At 43.3% G+C, this 15156-nt stretch carries 15 protein-coding genes; 13 read left to right on the forward strand and 2 right to left on the reverse strand.

From position 1 onward, the window contains the following. Position 1: 1 nt before the first annotated feature. A complete protein-coding gene (gene pheA, locus ACP8HG_RS03615; protein WP_067208171.1) occupies positions 2-892 on the forward strand; it encodes a prephenate dehydratase in 891 nt (296 codons plus the stop codon). 424 nt (positions 893-1316) lie between these two features. Here pheA and ACP8HG_RS03620 read toward each other — a convergent pair whose 3' ends face one another. After that, positions 1317-1658: a hypothetical protein gene (locus ACP8HG_RS03620; RefSeq protein ID WP_338656960.1), complete on the reverse strand. Its 342-nt coding sequence runs from the start codon at positions 1656-1658 to the stop codon at positions 1317-1319. Between ACP8HG_RS03620 and ACP8HG_RS03625 the strand changes: the two genes are divergently transcribed. The 10 genes from ACP8HG_RS03625 (at position 1645) to ACP8HG_RS03670 (ending at position 10730) form a co-directional block, all read left to right on the forward strand. Next, positions 1645-2352: a hypothetical protein gene (locus ACP8HG_RS03625; protein WP_438298197.1), complete on the forward strand. Its 708-nt coding sequence runs from the start codon at positions 1645-1647 to the stop codon at positions 2350-2352. The two genes, ACP8HG_RS03620 and ACP8HG_RS03625, sit on opposite strands and share 14 nt — an antisense overlap. A 7-nt stretch (positions 2353-2359) precedes the next feature. Next, positions 2360-3229 (forward strand): phosphotransferase, encoded by an 870-nt coding sequence (locus ACP8HG_RS03630; RefSeq protein ID WP_438298198.1) that lies wholly within the window; start codon positions 2360-2362, stop codon positions 3227-3229. Positions 3230-3240: 11 nt separating this feature from the next. Then, positions 3241-3969: a YebC/PmpR family DNA-binding transcriptional regulator gene (locus ACP8HG_RS03635; RefSeq protein WP_354314541.1), complete on the forward strand. Its 729-nt coding sequence runs from the start codon at positions 3241-3243 to the stop codon at positions 3967-3969. Between the two features lie 188 nt (positions 3970-4157). Continuing rightward, complete coding sequence (locus ACP8HG_RS03640) at positions 4158-5393, forward strand: ATP-binding protein (protein ID WP_354314540.1); 1236 nt, start codon at positions 4158-4160, stop codon at positions 5391-5393. Between the two features lie 287 nt (positions 5394-5680). Next, positions 5681-6286: a Holliday junction branch migration protein RuvA gene (gene ruvA, locus ACP8HG_RS03645; RefSeq protein WP_338652746.1), complete on the forward strand. Its 606-nt coding sequence runs from the start codon at positions 5681-5683 to the stop codon at positions 6284-6286. A gap of 133 nt (positions 6287-6419) precedes the next feature. Beyond that, positions 6420-7430, forward strand: coding sequence for a Holliday junction branch migration DNA helicase RuvB (gene ruvB, locus ACP8HG_RS03650; protein WP_187047471.1), 1011 nt, complete (start codon positions 6420-6422; stop codon positions 7428-7430). Positions 7431-7459: 29 nt separating this feature from the next. Then, the gene (gene queA / locus ACP8HG_RS03655; protein WP_067208188.1) at positions 7460-8509 is read left to right on the forward strand and encodes a tRNA preQ1(34) S-adenosylmethionine ribosyltransferase-isomerase QueA; all 1050 of its coding nucleotides are present in this window, start codon (positions 7460-7462) and stop codon (positions 8507-8509) included. A gap of 1 nt (position 8510) precedes the next feature. Continuing rightward, on the forward strand, positions 8511-9650 hold the full coding sequence (gene tgt / locus ACP8HG_RS03660; protein ID WP_067208191.1) for a tRNA guanosine(34) transglycosylase Tgt: 1140 nt from the start codon (positions 8511-8513) through the stop codon (positions 9648-9650). A gap of 40 nt (positions 9651-9690) precedes the next feature. Beyond that, positions 9691-9954 carry a preprotein translocase subunit YajC gene (gene yajC, locus ACP8HG_RS03665; protein WP_067208193.1) on the forward strand — a complete coding sequence of 88 codons (264 nt, stop codon included), beginning with the start codon at positions 9691-9693 and terminating at the stop codon, positions 9952-9954. 134 nt (positions 9955-10088) lie between these two features. Continuing rightward, positions 10089-10730: a DUF421 domain-containing protein gene (locus ACP8HG_RS03670; RefSeq protein WP_067208196.1), complete on the forward strand. Its 642-nt coding sequence runs from the start codon at positions 10089-10091 to the stop codon at positions 10728-10730. Here the strand turns inward: ACP8HG_RS03670 and ACP8HG_RS03675 are convergent. After that, on the reverse strand, positions 10724-12241 hold the full coding sequence (locus ACP8HG_RS03675; protein WP_338652741.1) for a putative polysaccharide biosynthesis protein: 1518 nt from the start codon (positions 12239-12241) through the stop codon (positions 10724-10726). The genes ACP8HG_RS03670 and ACP8HG_RS03675 overlap by 7 nt on opposite strands. Before the next feature lie 87 nt (positions 12242-12328). Here ACP8HG_RS03675 and ACP8HG_RS03680 point away from each other — a divergent pair, with 87 nt between their 5' ends. Both ACP8HG_RS03680 and secDF read left to right on the forward strand, forming a co-directional pair. Beyond that, positions 12329-12658 (forward strand): post-transcriptional regulator, encoded by a 330-nt coding sequence (locus ACP8HG_RS03680; RefSeq protein ID WP_438298199.1) that lies wholly within the window; start codon positions 12329-12331, stop codon positions 12656-12658. A 181-nt stretch (positions 12659-12839) separates the two neighbouring features. Then, on the forward strand, positions 12840-15110 hold the full coding sequence (secDF, locus tag ACP8HG_RS03685; protein ID WP_438298200.1) for a protein translocase subunit SecDF: 2271 nt from the start codon (positions 12840-12842) through the stop codon (positions 15108-15110). Positions 15111-15156: the final 46 nt, after the last annotated feature.

Genomic DNA, 15156 nt, shown 5'->3' on the forward strand with positions numbered 1-15156 from the left:
TATGGGAAATGAAAGATATACGCCGACTGTCGCTTATTTAGGGCCGGAAGCATCATTCACGCACGTTGCGGCAAGCACTCTTTTTGGAAATTCGGGATTGATACCTCAACCTACGATACCGGATTGTATAGAGGCTGTGGCGGAAGGGCGTGTCGCCTATGCGATTGTCCCGCTTGAAAATGCGTTGGAAGGATCCGTTCCGATGACCATCGATTACTTGTTCCATGGAGCAGATTTGTTCATCAATGCTGAAATATCGATACCAATCGAACAGCATCTTATGGTCAATAAAAAGCAAGTTCCTTTTATCACTGAAATCGAATCCATCAATTCCCATCCCCATGCCCTTGCGCAATGCCATAAATATTTGCAATACCATTACCGTCGTGTCCCGCTTATCCAGACGACCTCCACGGCGGCAGCTGCCAAATATATTTCCGAAAACCCGGAAGTGAAGGTTGCGGCAATCGGAAATAAGTTGGCGGCTGAAAAATATGGTCTACATATCGCAGAGGAGAATATTCACGATTTTCATTTTAACCATACGCGATTCGTCGTATTATCCCTGCGAAAAGAAAGTTTGGAAACAAATGGCCATTCTGCAAATCTAAAAACGACATTAATGGTAAAATTACCAGAAGATGACCGTTCAGGTGTGCTGCACCAGGTTTTATCCGTTTTTGCATGGCGCAGACTCAATTTAAGTAAAATTGAATCAAGGCCATTAAAAACAGGACTTGGCAATTACTTCTTCATTATCGATGTAATGGAATCCGAAGACCACCCGATGATGAAAGGTGCGATGGAAGAACTCAGCGCACTGAATTGTACTGCTCGTTCATTCGGTTCATATTTCATATACGACCAACTACCGTCACGTCATTCAATATGACCGTGGTGGTTTTTTTATTGGGAAATAAATCACTACTTATATAAACAGAGCGAAGGCGCCTTACAGGGGTAGCCGAAGCCCTAAGACTGGCGGCGCAGCCGCTTGGCTTAGGGTGGGAGGCATCCCCAAGCGCCGAAGCGGATTCAATGGGATTCTTTATTTCAACATATACAGTGTCCAACCCCGGCTTTTCTTTAGAATAAATAACCCACATCCGCATATACATGGCAAGAGAGGATATCTCGTTAAAGATGAGCGTCACACAGACGGGCGTCCGTTCATACGATGGATTGACGGAAGGGGGAAATTTTTAAGTGGAAGTCCATATTGTTGTAAAAGGGGATACGCTATGGAAGATTGCGCGCCAATACGGTATCCCGTTTGAAGATTTAAAGCGGGTGAATGCGCATCTTGCTAATCCAGATTATATTGTTCCTGGAATGAAAATTTTCTTGCCAAAAAGACAGCATAATGCTGAACATCCTGAAAAAGGGAAAGGGCCGGTGACGCCGCATCCTCCAAAGGGTACAAAACCGTCGCCGCCAATACCGGTGCCAAAACCACCAACATCAAAACCACCGACACCAAAGCCGATACCAGTCCCAATACCGCCAGCACCAGCACCGAGACCACCAACACCGAAACCGCCAACACCGAGACCACCAGCACCAACGCCAAGACCGCCAACACCAGTACCACCATCCAAACCAACACCACCAAAACCAGCACCACCACCAGCAGTACAACCAACAGTGCCAGCTCCCATACCGTTACCAACGCCAACACCAACACCAATGCCGATGCCAATGCCAATGCATCCGCCACAAACATTTGCTCATCCGATGATAGGTATTCCGTGTGGGTGGATGCCGATTTTTGACGCAGATTGTTTCCCGTTCATGCATTCGGGGCAAATCCAGGCGATGCCAAGGCAAGAACAACCGATGCACCACGCTCCTTTACCATCGACTCAATTTCCGATGTATGAACAAGAATCACCGATTTTCTCTGGCCAAGGCCCTGCAACATCTCCTTTAGAAATACCTATGGTAGAAGGGTGGCAGTTGCTCGAATCGCCTGATTTTATGTTTGAAGAGACGGCTGAAATGGTTATGCAACCAGCCGCTGAGTATTCACCAGAGTATATGTATGAAGAATCACCTGAAATTGACCTGCAACCATCTGCTCCGTGTCCACCTGGGCCGGGCTACGTACCGCAGGCTATATCACCAGCTGTACAAGGTCAATGGAATCCCGGACAATTCGGTTATCCTGCAATGCCGCAACCAGGTTATCATCAAGGGTGTGGCTGCGAGGGTCAGCACCAACAACATCGTCAGCAAATGATGGTTCCGATCTTTTATGGTCATCCATGCAATTGCCCTTCATGCATGCAACAGGCAACTCCTTATTCTGGAATGCCTCCTAATCAAGGTTCCAACTGGTTCGGAGCGTATTGACCGGCATATGGCGCTGGATGGGAAATTAGAAAAAATAAAAGATAATGTGTGGAAGTTAGAGAGTGATGGCAAGCGCTTTTCGGTGAAGCGATATCAGTCCAACTCCACCGCGATGAAAGTACAACGTGTACATGAAGCTCTTCATTCTGTTTCTTTCCCGCATATTGTAGATGTAGTGTCCCAAGAGAATCAACTGACGTTTGTTCAGCCATGGTTGGATGGTGCGAAGGCAGTCAACTTCAAGAAAAGGGCAGATCGGACGGATTCGCTTGCTGCTCTTCATGCACTTCATGAAACAAAAGCACAACTCGACTGGCACGCCTCACCCTATCTGCATCCGTACCCCCTTATCGTGAAGTGGGAAGACCGGATCAGCCGTTTCCGCGAAATTGGTGGAGAGTGTGAGGCGTATATTGGAAAAGGCCTTGTCGATGAAATCTTATTTTATGCATTGAACGCGATTAGCGCAGTGAAGAAAACTTATAAAGACAATCTGAATGGTACATTGCTTCACGGTGATGTCGTCCATCATAATATATTGCGTGATAGAGATGGCGTCATCCGTTTCATCGATTTCGATCTAGCGAGTACGGGGCCAGCCGGTACTGAAATTGCGCTCTGGATTCATCGAGTGTTGCCACAAATAGGATACGACATTGATTTTCTGTTTGATGAACAGCCGTCGCTTCGAAGACTGAATTATGCTTCCAAGACACTGCTCCTATTTCCAAATGAAATTCTTCGGGAATGGCTTCATTTCTTCACATTGTCACCGTCTGGAAGAGAAAGACAGGCGAAGCAACTGGTCCCCTTTACTGAGTCCGCACTCTCACATTGGCCAAAATTATGGTATGATGTAGAACGGATTAACACATAGGGGGTAAGGTTATGGCAGGGCATTCTAAATGGAAAAATATCCAAAACCGTAAAGGCGCACAAGATGCAAAACGCGGTAAGGTTTTCCAAAAGATGTCGAAAGAAATTTTTGTAGCCGCAAAAGCAGGCGGACCTGATGCAGAATCGAACGCATCTCTTCGTTTGGCTATTGAAAAAGCAAAAGGCGTTAATGTTCCAAACGACGTGATTAAACGTGCAGTCGATAAAGCGACGGGTGCTGGCGCGGATGAAAACTATGAGGAAGTAATCTATGAAGGATATGGTCCTGGAGGAGTGGCAGTACTTGTTTACTGCTTAACAGAAAACCGTAATCGAACTGCGCCGAATATGCGCGTCGCCTTCAGCAAAAACGGCGGTAATCTCGGTGAAAGTGGTTCGGTAGGCTATATGTTTGACCGAAAGGGACGTCTTTTCATCGAACGGACGGACAGTACTGATGAAGATGCAGTTATGATGGCGGCGCTTGAAGCAGGTGCAGATGATATTGAGTCGACAGCAGATGGCTTTGAAATTATTACGCAACCAACGGACTTTTTAACAGTGAAAGAGACCCTTGAAGCGGAAGGAATCGAATTCATTTCGGCGGACATCGAGATGATTCCTTCTATGTACACGGTCCTTAGCGAAGATGCTGAAGAGCAATTTGAAAAGATGCTCGAAGTACTCGAAAATGATGAGGACGTTCAGGATATCTACCATAATGCGGAAGACCAAGATTAAACCCTTTAAATAGGATTCATTCTAATATCCATCCACCGTTTAAGAATGGTGGATGGATATTTATTGTGATAGATGAACAGTGAAAATAATATACATATCAATCAGTAAACTAGTGTACAATCTAATTGTGTCTGTGCATCTAGAAAAACAGTAATTACGTAATAGGAGTCGTGGGAAGGTGATTTCTTTTGATTGAAACATTATTATTGAACTTTTTGTTTTTACTCTTTCCGATTCTGATTGCTGTAATTTTCATTGAAAATGGGTTGACTAATATTAATAAATATTTGCTTATGTTACTGTCCTCTGTGACGCTCGTTTTTTGTATGGCATTCCCAATTAAATTGGAGTTAGGATATATCGTTGATTTAAGATATGTTCCGTTTATTATTGTCGCCCTTTTTGGCGGATACAAAATGGCCTTTCCACTTTATATAATTCTAAATGTGTATCGGTTCTTTATCGGTGGAGATGGGATTTTTCAGTCGCTTGCTCTCTCGACGGCGGTCCTTATTTTGGTACCGTTATTAAGTGCGAAATTTAAGCAACAAAACTCGCGATGGCGAATTTTTATTGCGATCTGCGTCACTTTTCTTACTATGACGTATTACTTTTTCACATTGAGCTTTAAATTTCCGAAACTGACAAGCGAATTTTGGTACTTGGTATTTTATACGCTTAGCACTTATCTAATGGCGACCTTTATACTAATGGCTTTAATTGAAAAAATTATTTCTAACATCAAAAGGCGCGAAATATATGTGCAAGCAGAAAGAATGAGAGACGTTAGTCATTTTTCGGCAAGTATTGCTCATGAAATCAGAAATCCACTTACTGTAACACGCGGGTTTCTCCAACTGTTAAATGAGTCCAAAACGATTAATGCCGATGAAAAAATATATATTGAATTTTCGTTGAAAGAATTAGGACGAGCAGAAACTATTGTCAGTGACTTTTTAACGTTTTCGAAACCACAATGTGAAAATATGGTTTTCTCTGATTTTGCAAAAGATATAAAGTATGTTGAGAATATTATGCAACCGTATGCGAAGAGGAATAGAGTTGAAATCCTTGTTCGTTCAACAAATACGCTGAAAGCAACATATGATGAAAATCAGATGCAGCAATGTCTCATTAATCTAGTTAAAAATGGTATCGAATCAATGCAGGATCACGGTGGCGTGCTTTATGTCGATGTGTCGGAACACAAGAAAAAAATCTTGATAAAGATTCAAGACAGTGGGAGCGGCATGACAAGAGAAGGGATTTCACAAATGGGAAAACCTTATTATTCTACAAAAACAGAAGGAACAGGCCTTGGGATGTTCATGGTTTATAGCACCATCAGGAATGTTAAAGGGGAAATTAAAGTAAAAAGTACGGTAGGGAAGGGAACAACTTTTCTGTTATACATACCTGTATAACTGTATTGATAAATAGTGTGGTAATTGCTATGATAAGTGTAATCTAGATTAATGTGAGTGAATGACCGATGACCGCCGATAAAGCGGTCATCTTTTCTTTTGCATACCAACAACCAATTAACTACGCCTGGTCATAATTATGATCACTTTTTGAATTGGGCTAGCCACTGGATACGGTGTTTTCAGTCTGAGTTCCACTAATCAGCAGGAACTTCTGAAGATTCAAGTTAAAGGTAGAAAGTGCGTTCGTATGGTATAATCGGTTCTATATATAGGGGGAGAGTAGCGTGTACGACTACATAAAAGGGCAGGTCACACGTGTGACGCCTGAACATATCACACTCGAACAGGGTGGGATTGGCTGGCTCATCATGACGCCCAATCCATATGCTTTTCATAAAACAGAAGAAATCCAACAAGTATTTACTTATCTGCATGTACGTGAAGATATTCAGTTGCTTCTTGGATTCAAATCCTTGGAACAGCGAGAGTTGTTCAAAAAATTGATCACGGTATCCGGTATTGGTCCAAAAGGTGCCTTGGCTATACTTGCTAGCGGCATCCCTTCACAAGTAATTGGTGCAATCGAACGGGAGGATGAAACGTTCCTTGTTCAATTTCCGGGAGTTGGGAAAAAAACGGCACGACAGATGATCCTCGATTTGAAAGGGAAGTTGTATGATCTATTTAATGCGATGGACATGCCAGATGAGGATATCACACTTCTGACAATGGCGGAAAATGGTGCACTTGATGAAGCAATACTTGCACTAGAAGCACTCGGTTACTCACAGCGCGAGCTGACAAAAGTGAAACCTAAATTAGAAAAAGAAGAACTTGATACAGAAGGCTACATGAAAATGGCACTTCGGTTATTATTAAAACAGAACTAATTGTATGGATAAATTGAAGTAATGAATCCCGTGTTTAAACTAAGCGAAGGCGCCTTACAAGTGGTAGCCGTAGCGAATTCAATGGAATTCTTTGTCTCAACATATATAGCAACGGCAGAAAGGGGGGCGGACAATGGAGGAACGTGTTATTTCCGGAGAAGCATCGGATTTCGATGAACGTTTTGAACAATCGCTTAGACCGCAATTTCTTAGTCAGTATATAGGACAGGAAAAAGTGAAGGAAAACCTCGGTATTTTCATCGAAGCAGCAAAAGGCCGTAGCGAAAGTTTGGATCATGTCCTATTGTATGGACCACCAGGTCTCGGTAAGACGACGCTTGCAACGGTCATTGCCAATGAGATGGACGTCAATATCCGCATGACCAGTGGCCCGGCAATTGAACGCCCTGGCGATCTCGCAGCGGTCGTTTCCTCTCTCGAACCAGGGGATGTATTATTCATCGATGAAATCCATAGGCTGAACCGTACAATCGAAGAAGTGCTGTATCCTGCCATGGAAGATTTCTGTTTGGATATCGTTGTCGGAAAAGGGCCCTCTGCGCGTTCTATCCGACTCGATTTGCCGCCATTCACACTGATTGGTGCGACAACCCGTGCAGGAGCATTATCGGCGCCGCTACGTGATCGTTTCGGTGTTCCACTGCGCCTCGAGTATTACGAAGTTGCGCCGCTCAAGGAAATTGTCATTCGTAGCTCAGGCCTTTTTGAAGTAGCAATTGATGAACAGGCTGCAGTAGAAATAGCACGCCGTTCTCGCGGCACCCCGCGTATTGCAAACCGACTGTTGCGCCGTGTGCGTGACTATGCACAAGTAAGAGGCAACGGGAGCATTACAATGGAAATGGCAAATGAAGCACTAGAAATGCTGCAAGTCGATTCACGTGGTCTTGATCATATTGACCATAAGTTGATTACGGGAATGATTGAGCGCTTTCGTGGCGGGCCTGTTGGAATTGATACGATATCTGCAAGTATTGGCGAGGAATCGGTAACGATTGAAGATGTCTACGAACCGTATCTCCTTCAAATCGGTTTTATCCAACGGACACCGCGTGGGCGGATTGCGACTCGTCTTGCATATGAACATTTTGGCTATCCAATTCCCGAGCACAACGATTTCTAATTCAATTATAAAGGGAGAATTTATAGACGATGGATGTAAATGATTTTGATTTCGATTTACCAGATAATCTAATAGCACAAACACCGTTACTAGATCGCACAGCAAGCCGTCTTATGGTGCTTGACCCAAAAACAGGGGAAGTAGAGCACCGTCATTTTCGTGATCTTCTCGAAGAGCTAGAGTCGGGAGATATGCTCGTACTCAATGATACGCGGGTGCTGCCTGCTCGATTAATGGGTGTGAAAGAAGATACTGGAGCCATGATTGAAGTGTTACTATTGAAGCAAACGGCAGATGACGAGTGGGAGACGCTAGCAAAACCTGCGAAACGTGTGAAACTTGGTACGATTGTCACTTTTGGTGACGGACGTCTGAAAGCAGAGTGCACGGGGATTTTGGAACAAGGTGGACGTACATTCAAATTTATCTATGACGGTATTTTTTATGAAATCCTAGATGAACTTGGGCAGATGCCACTACCACCATATATTACTGAAACGCTGGATGATCAAGCACGCTATCAGACTGTGTTCGCCAAAGAACGAGGTTCGGCAGCAGCACCGACTGCAGGACTTCATTTCACCGATGAAATCCTAGAAAGTATCCAGAATAAAGGCGTCAATATCGCATTCATTACACTGCATGTCGGTCTTGGCACATTCCGTCCAGTCAGTGCAGATACAATTGAGGATCACACGATGCATTCCGAATATTATCATGTCACTGAACAAACAGCGGATGCAATAAATGAAGCCAAAGCACAAGGTGGACGCGTCATAGGGGTCGGTACGACGTCTGCGAGAACACTAGAGACAATCGCTTCGGAAAATGCCGGTAAAATTGTGGCTTCAAGCGGCTGGACGTCGATTTTCATCTATCCAGGTTATACATTCAGTATTTTGGATGGACTATTAACCAATTTTCATTTACCTAAATCGACGTTGATCATGCTGATTTCAGCGCTAACAACTCGAGAACATATTTTAGCAGCATATAACAGAGCGGTTGAGGAAAAATATCGCTTCTTCAGCTTTGGAGATGCAATGTTCATAAAACCGTCACAAAGGAAGGAATCATAAAATGACAGCAGTTACATACGAACACATCAAAACTTGTAAACAAACCGGAGCACGTCTTGGAATCGTCCATACACCACACGGTTCATTTGAAACACCAGCATTTATGCCGGTTGGTACACAGGCAACTGTCAAAACATTATCACCTGAAGAGCTGAAAGAAGTCGGAGCAGGCATTATTTTAAGTAATACCTATCATCTGTGGCTTCGTCCGGGTCAGGATATCATTGAAGAGGCAGGCGGACTACATAAGTTCATGAACTGGGATAGACCGATTCTGACCGATTCAGGCGGTTTTCAAGTGTTTTCACTAAGCGAATTCCGTAAAATCGAAGAGGAAGGTGTCCATTTCAGACATCATTTGAACGGTAGTAAATTGTTCCTTAGCCCCGAGAAAGCGATGGAAATTCAGAATTCACTAGGCGCAGATATTATGATGGCTTTCGATGAATGTCCGCCGTTCCCTGCAACGCGTGAATATATGAAAGCTAGCGTTGAACGGACATCTAGATGGGCTGAAAGATGCCTAGGAGCACATGCACGTCCGGCAGATCAAGCACTATTCGGCATTATACAAGGTGGCGAGTTTGAGGATTTACGTGCTCAAAGTGCAAAAGATCTTGTGTCACTTGATTTCCCAGGTTATGCAATCGGCGGCTTGTCTGTTGGCGAGCCGAAAGATATTATGAACCGTATCCTTGAACACACAACACCCCTTCTACCACAGGACAAGCCGCGTTACTTGATGGGTGTAGGTTCGCCTGACTCACTTATTGACGGTGCTATCCGCGGTATAGACATGTTTGACTGTGTCCTACCGACTCGTATTGCGCGAAACGGTACGCTTATGACGAGTGAAGGACGTTTGAATATCCGCAATGCGAAATTCGAGCGTGATTTCCGTCCTCTTGATGAAAAATGTAGCTGCCATGTCTGTAAAACGTACAGCAGGGCTTATATTCGCCATCTTATCAGAGCGGATGAAACTTTCGGAATCAGGCTGACTTCTTATCATAATCTCCACTTCCTACTTAATTTAATGGAGCAGGTAAGGGATGCAATTCGCCATGATCGACTGGGAGATTTCCGTGAAGAATTTTTTGAGAGCTACGGATTTAATAAACCGAATGCAAAAAACTTTTAAATCTAGTATAATGAATCTTGATTGAAGGGGGGATATATATATGGGTTCATTAACACAACTATTGCCATTCGTTGCGATGTTCGCAGTGATGTGGTTCTTGCTAATCAGACCGGCGCAAAAGAAACAGAAAGCGACGAAGCAGATGCAAGGAGATTTGAAACGTGGAGATAAGGTCATCACAATTGGTGGCATTCACGGCACGATTGACGCTGTAGATGATTCATCGGTTTTTCTTAAAGTTTCTGAAGGCACGACACTTCAGTTCGATAGACAAGCTGTTGGACGTGTAACAGAATCAATTTAAGTATTGTAAGAATTTGAAGAGGCGATTGGCTGAGTGGGAAATTTCCCATTCAGGCAATCGCCTCTTTTTCCGTACTGAACGTGTATATAAGCAGAAGTGTAAAGGGCATCCTTTCGTAAAAGGGGTAGATCTTTATGAACGATTTATTAATTATCGGTTTTAGGACGGTATTTCTTTATGTGCTCATCTTGATCATCTTACGGATTATGGGTAAACGAGAAGTCGGCGAGCTGGGTGTAATCGATGTTGTGGTCTTCGTCTTTATGGCAGAGGTTGCCGCATTTGCACTCGATTCCCCCGACAAAGATCTGATTCAATCCGTCATACCGATGCTTATTTTACTCGTCATTCAAGTCGTTTCTTCTTATTTTTCAATGAGAAGTAAGAGGTTTAGAGATATTGTCGATGGTGAACCAACACTTATTATTAGGCACGGTAAAATAATTGAGCATGAAATGCGGAAACAACGGTATAATCTTGACGATTTATTTCAGCAACTTCGTGAACAACAGATTGGCTCTGTTCATGAAGTCTCATTCGCTTATTTGGAACCATCGGGAAATTTGTCCGTCTTTAAACACGACAGTATCCAACCAGTACTTTCGCTTATTTCCGATGGTGTTATCCAAGGTAAACATCTTGAACTTATCGATAAAACCGAAGAGTGGCTTTTAGAAGAACTACTGAACCTCGGAATAAATGATGTTGAACAGATTTTCTATTGTTCATTTGAAAATGATGGACTGAAGTTTCAGTTGAAAGAGAGTTATCAATGACTTTTCAGTAGTCTCCTGAACAGAAACAGATCACTTTTTTTAACTTGACCCGTTAAAATAAGTATCACAAGAAGGAAAACACTTGTGATTGCACATTCTGTGAATAAACCAAAATCTCCAATTGGGATGAAAATTGGTCGCATAATACAGGTCATGATAAATGAAGCATAAGGCAGAGCAAATATGGTGAAGCCGGAAGCGGTCGATTTGTTTTTCCGAAGTGTTGCTATATGAAGGAATGATGTAATAAGCACGCCAAAGCCGATCGCAAGGACTGCCCCAGTCACCTGTAAACCAGGCTGTGAAGCGAGGATGAACATGACCGCCAGTTTAGCAATACCACCGTATACGGAGTTCATCATCCCTGCCTTGGCGTCGCCCGTTGCTTGTAAAATTGAATAGAGCGGGCCTTGGATATAATAAAAGAAAAAAACTGGAGCAAGTAACGCCATATAGGAAGCACCCTGGGTGACATGGAATAACTTTACTGCCAAATCCTCACCGTGAATGAAAAACACAGTTGCTGCAAACGTACCTGTTAAAGCGGACAGACGGAGCGATAGATGAATTCGTTCTTTCAGTTTTCTCGTATTATTTGATGCGACTGCTCCGCTTACGGCGGGCACTAGGACAACAGACAAGGCATATGGGATGAACGCCGGAAATAGGAGCAACGGGACAAGGACACCGGATACAATGCCGTACAACGTTGTGGCAGCTACAGCTGAAACACCTGAAAACGCGAGTGCACGGAGGAAGATAATCGGCTCAAGGAACCAAGTGAAAGTACCGAATAGGCGGCTACCAGACGATGGCAAAGCGATGGCTAGCAAAGGTTCCATTGGATAGCGCTTGAGTTTCTCCTGCTGTTTTGGTATTCGCTTCTTTTGTTGCCTATATTTGAACAACAAATAAAGGACGGATAGCATTTCCGCAAGAAGCGTAACGCCCATCGCATAAGCGGCACTCAGTGCTGTATTATCAGCTACGAGGAGATGTGGTAAAAGCCATGTGATTAGCGTGATACGGCATATTTGTTCTATGATTTGTGACCATGCGGTTTCTTCGATTCGTGCGATACCTTGGAAATATCCGCGGATCAAACCCCCGATAGCAGCGATAGGTACGATTGCGATTCCGACATACAGTGTGGTGGATGAAGCAGAATTACCGAGAAGTGTTTCAGCTAAGTAGGGAACGAACAAAATAGAAGCTGGAATGAATACTACTGCCGTCAAGATAGTGATGAAGGAGGCTGTCTTCATAAGGGAAGGGATTCTTACGGATTGCCCTTTCGCTTCGAGTTCGGCAATCACTTTGGCTATGGCAATCGGTACACCAAGCTGGACAAGTGACAGGAAAAAAATAAAAGCGGGATAAGCGGTCATGTAGATGCCGACCGCCTCTTCGCCTGCAATCCGCATGAATTGAATCCGGAAGACGAATCCTAAAAGCTTGGTTAGGAAGACGGCAACCATCAGTACGACAGTTCCGCGGATGAATGAAGACAATTTAAACAACTCCTTCTCAATTCCGGTCATTTCGTATACACTAAACCTATGCAGAAATATCCATACTTACGACTGTCCAGGAAAGGGATGGAAAAGATGCCAAGACGATTCGGACAACTGTTCACACATATGCTGCCTGCAATTGAAAGCAAAAAGACTGAATTTCATCTGTACGGCTATACAACAGTAACCGAAGAGGACATTTGGACATTTTGCGTCCAGAAGAAATGGCGTAAAAAAAATATCGAGGACATGGGGATGCATGAAATTGCAAATGGAATCCTCAAAATCTCACCAGCAGAATATATGACGTTTACACAGATTGAAGAACAACGTGGTGCAAACTGGTTTACCGACTTGAACAGTGAAGAACTTCAAATCTTATTGACGCCACATAAATCGAAAAATGAGTTATGATAGAGTGAAACGTGACAATTTGACACATGAATGACTGTGTTTCATAATAGACATATTGTGTTTTTATAATTGTGTAGTATTCAGCGCCTAGTTGTTGCGGGGCGCTGTCGCTATTCTCGGAGTATGTACATAGATAAATGCCGTACAGTTGCACTCCATATTTAGAGGGGGAAATTGGATTATGAAAAGAAGAGGACGGATCGTAGCGTTTCTATTATTAATCGTCGTGTTTGGCTTGACGATTGGAACGACTGCGAAACCGGTAGTGAACGATGTAAAGTTGGGTCTGGATTTACAGGGCGGTTTTGAAGTTCTTTATCAAGTGACACCATTGAAAGACGAAGCCCCGAAAATTACGGAAGAAATGGTTCAAGATACAGCGAATGCACTAAGAAACCGGATTGACGTACTTGGGGTAAGTGAACCAAGCATCCAAATCGAGTCAGGAAACCGTATTCGCGTGCAACTTGCGGGAGTAGAGGACCAAGAATCAGCTAGGGAACTCCTGTCGACTCAGGCAAATCTGACTTTCAGGGATGCCGATGACAATCTCCTTTTAGACGGGAACGACTTGAAAGAGGGGAAGGCCAAGGCTAACTTTGGCGAAAATGGTAACCCAGTTGTTACCCTTGAAATGAAATCACCGACTAAATTCGGTGAAGTGACAACGAAAATTTCACAAAAAGCACCAGAGAACGTAATGGTCATCTGGTTAGACTTTATAGAAGGTGAAGATTCTTTTAGAGCGGAAGTAGCGAAAGAGAAACCTAAATTCGTTTCTGCTCCTTATGTGAAAAATCCTATCAACTCATCAGACGTTGAAATATCAGGATCATTCTCTTTAGAAGAGACGAAAAATCTTGCGGGGATTTTGAACGCTGGCGCACTACCTGTTCTTCTTGAGGAAGTCTATTCAACATCAGTCGGTGCACAGTTCGGTGAACAGGCACTCAACAAGACAATTTTCGCTGGAATTATAGGTATCTCGCTTATCTTTATTTTCATGATCGTTTATTACCGTTTGCCCGGTTTAGTGGCAGTTATTACATTATCAATTTATATCTTCATCATATTGCTCGTCTTCACACTTATTAATGGTGTCCTGACTCTGCCGGGAATTGCGGCACTTATGCTCGGGGTCGGAATGGCCGTTGATGCAAATATCTTAATGTATGAAAGAATACGCGAGGAATTGCGTGTTGGGAAATCCATTAAGACCTCGTTCATGGCGGGTGCTAAATCATCATTCTCTGCCATTCTCGATGCAAATATTACGACCATTATTGCAGCGTTAGTCTTATTCTATTTTGGGACAAGCTCTGTAAAAGGTTTCGCGCTAATCCTTATCATCAGTATTCTAACCAGCTTCTTAACAGCAGTATGGGGAGCACGCATATTCTTAGGGTTGTTAGTCAATAGTGGTGTATTTGACGGCAAAACAGCATGGTTCGGTATTTCGAAAAGTAAGGTTCATGCACCTGAAGAACAAATTGAAACATTAGAACTTACAACGAAGTTTGACCGATTCGATTTCGTTCAAACACGTAAAAAGTTTTATGCTATATCTGCCGTTTTGTTAATTTGCGGTGCAGTTATGCTAGGAATTTTCAAGTTGAATCTTGGAATTGATTTCTCGAGTGGTACACGCGTTGAAGTGCTTGCTGACCATCCCTTGACGACTGATGAACTATCTTCGTATTTGGATGAAATCGGACATCCAACAGATGATATCGTCATTTCCGGTGATGCAGGTGATATGGGTGTCATGCGTTACAAAGATGAGTTTAAGCAAGAAGAAGTCAATAAGCTAAAAGTGGATCTTGCTGCCGAATTTGGTTCTGACCCGAATATCTCGACGGTTTCAGACACAGTCGGTAAGGAACTCGTGCAAAATGCAATTACATCGTTGCTCCTTGCCATGCTTGGTATCGTCATTTACGTTGCATTTCGTTTCGAATGGCGTATGGGAGTTGCGACCATTATCGGTCTTTTCCATGATGTGTTCTTTATGGTCGCTGTGATAAGTATTATGCGCCTAGAAGTCGACATCACCTTCATCGCTGCGGTGTTGACGATTGTTGGTTATTCCATCAATGACACGATTGTGACATTTGACCGGATACGGGAAAATATCAACCACCGCGGTCGCATTGATAATGTAGCAGAACTAGCAGATATTGTTAACAAATCATTGCGTCAGACACTTGGACGTTCTGTTAATACAGTGCTTACAGTCGTCTTTGTTGTAGTGGCGCTTATGCTATTCGGAGCAGAGTCAATCCGGACTTTCTCAATTGCACTTCTGATTGGACTGTTTGCGGGAACTTATTCTTCGATATTCATCTCAGCTCAAATCTGGTTTGATCTGAAGAAACGTGAAATCAATAAAAAAGGCGCAATTAAAGTCGAAGACACGAAGAAACAATGGGGCTCAGACGAACCTATCGTATAAGAAGTATTATGATAAGTTTCGGTTATTCATGGGACAGGGTATACTT

It is taken from the genome of Sporosarcina sp. FA15, assembly GCF_051550195.1.
Taxonomy (GTDB): Bacteria; Bacillota; Bacilli; order Bacillales_A; family Planococcaceae; genus Sporosarcina; species Sporosarcina psychrophila.

Bases quoted from the DNA above. Each gene is read 5' to 3' on its own strand.
- pheA (WP_067208171.1), top strand. From the start codon at position 2: ATGGGAAATGAAAGATATACGCCGACTGTCGCTTATTTAGGGCCGGAA.
- ACP8HG_RS03620 (WP_338656960.1), bottom strand. From the start codon at position 1,658: ATGGGAGCTGGCACTGTTGGTTGTACTGCTGGTGGTGGTGCTGGTTTT.
- ACP8HG_RS03630 (WP_438298198.1), top strand. From the start codon at position 2,360: ATGGCGCTGGATGGGAAATTAGAAAAAATAAAAGATAATGTGTGGAAG.
- ACP8HG_RS03635 (WP_354314541.1), top strand. From the start codon at position 3,241: ATGGCAGGGCATTCTAAATGGAAAAATATCCAAAACCGTAAAGGCGCA.
- ruvB (WP_187047471.1), top strand. From the start codon at position 6,420: ATGGAGGAACGTGTTATTTCCGGAGAAGCATCGGATTTCGATGAACGT.
- queA (WP_067208188.1), top strand. From the start codon at position 7,460: ATGGATGTAAATGATTTTGATTTCGATTTACCAGATAATCTAATAGCA.
- tgt (WP_067208191.1), top strand. From the start codon at position 8,511: ATGACAGCAGTTACATACGAACACATCAAAACTTGTAAACAAACCGGA.
- yajC (WP_067208193.1), top strand. From the start codon at position 9,691: ATGGGTTCATTAACACAACTATTGCCATTCGTTGCGATGTTCGCAGTG.
- ACP8HG_RS03670 (WP_067208196.1), top strand. From the start codon at position 10,089: ATGAACGATTTATTAATTATCGGTTTTAGGACGGTATTTCTTTATGTG.
- ACP8HG_RS03680 (WP_438298199.1), top strand. From the start codon at position 12,329: ATGGAAAAGATGCCAAGACGATTCGGACAACTGTTCACACATATGCTG.
- secDF (WP_438298200.1), top strand. From the start codon at position 12,840: ATGAAAAGAAGAGGACGGATCGTAGCGTTTCTATTATTAATCGTCGTG.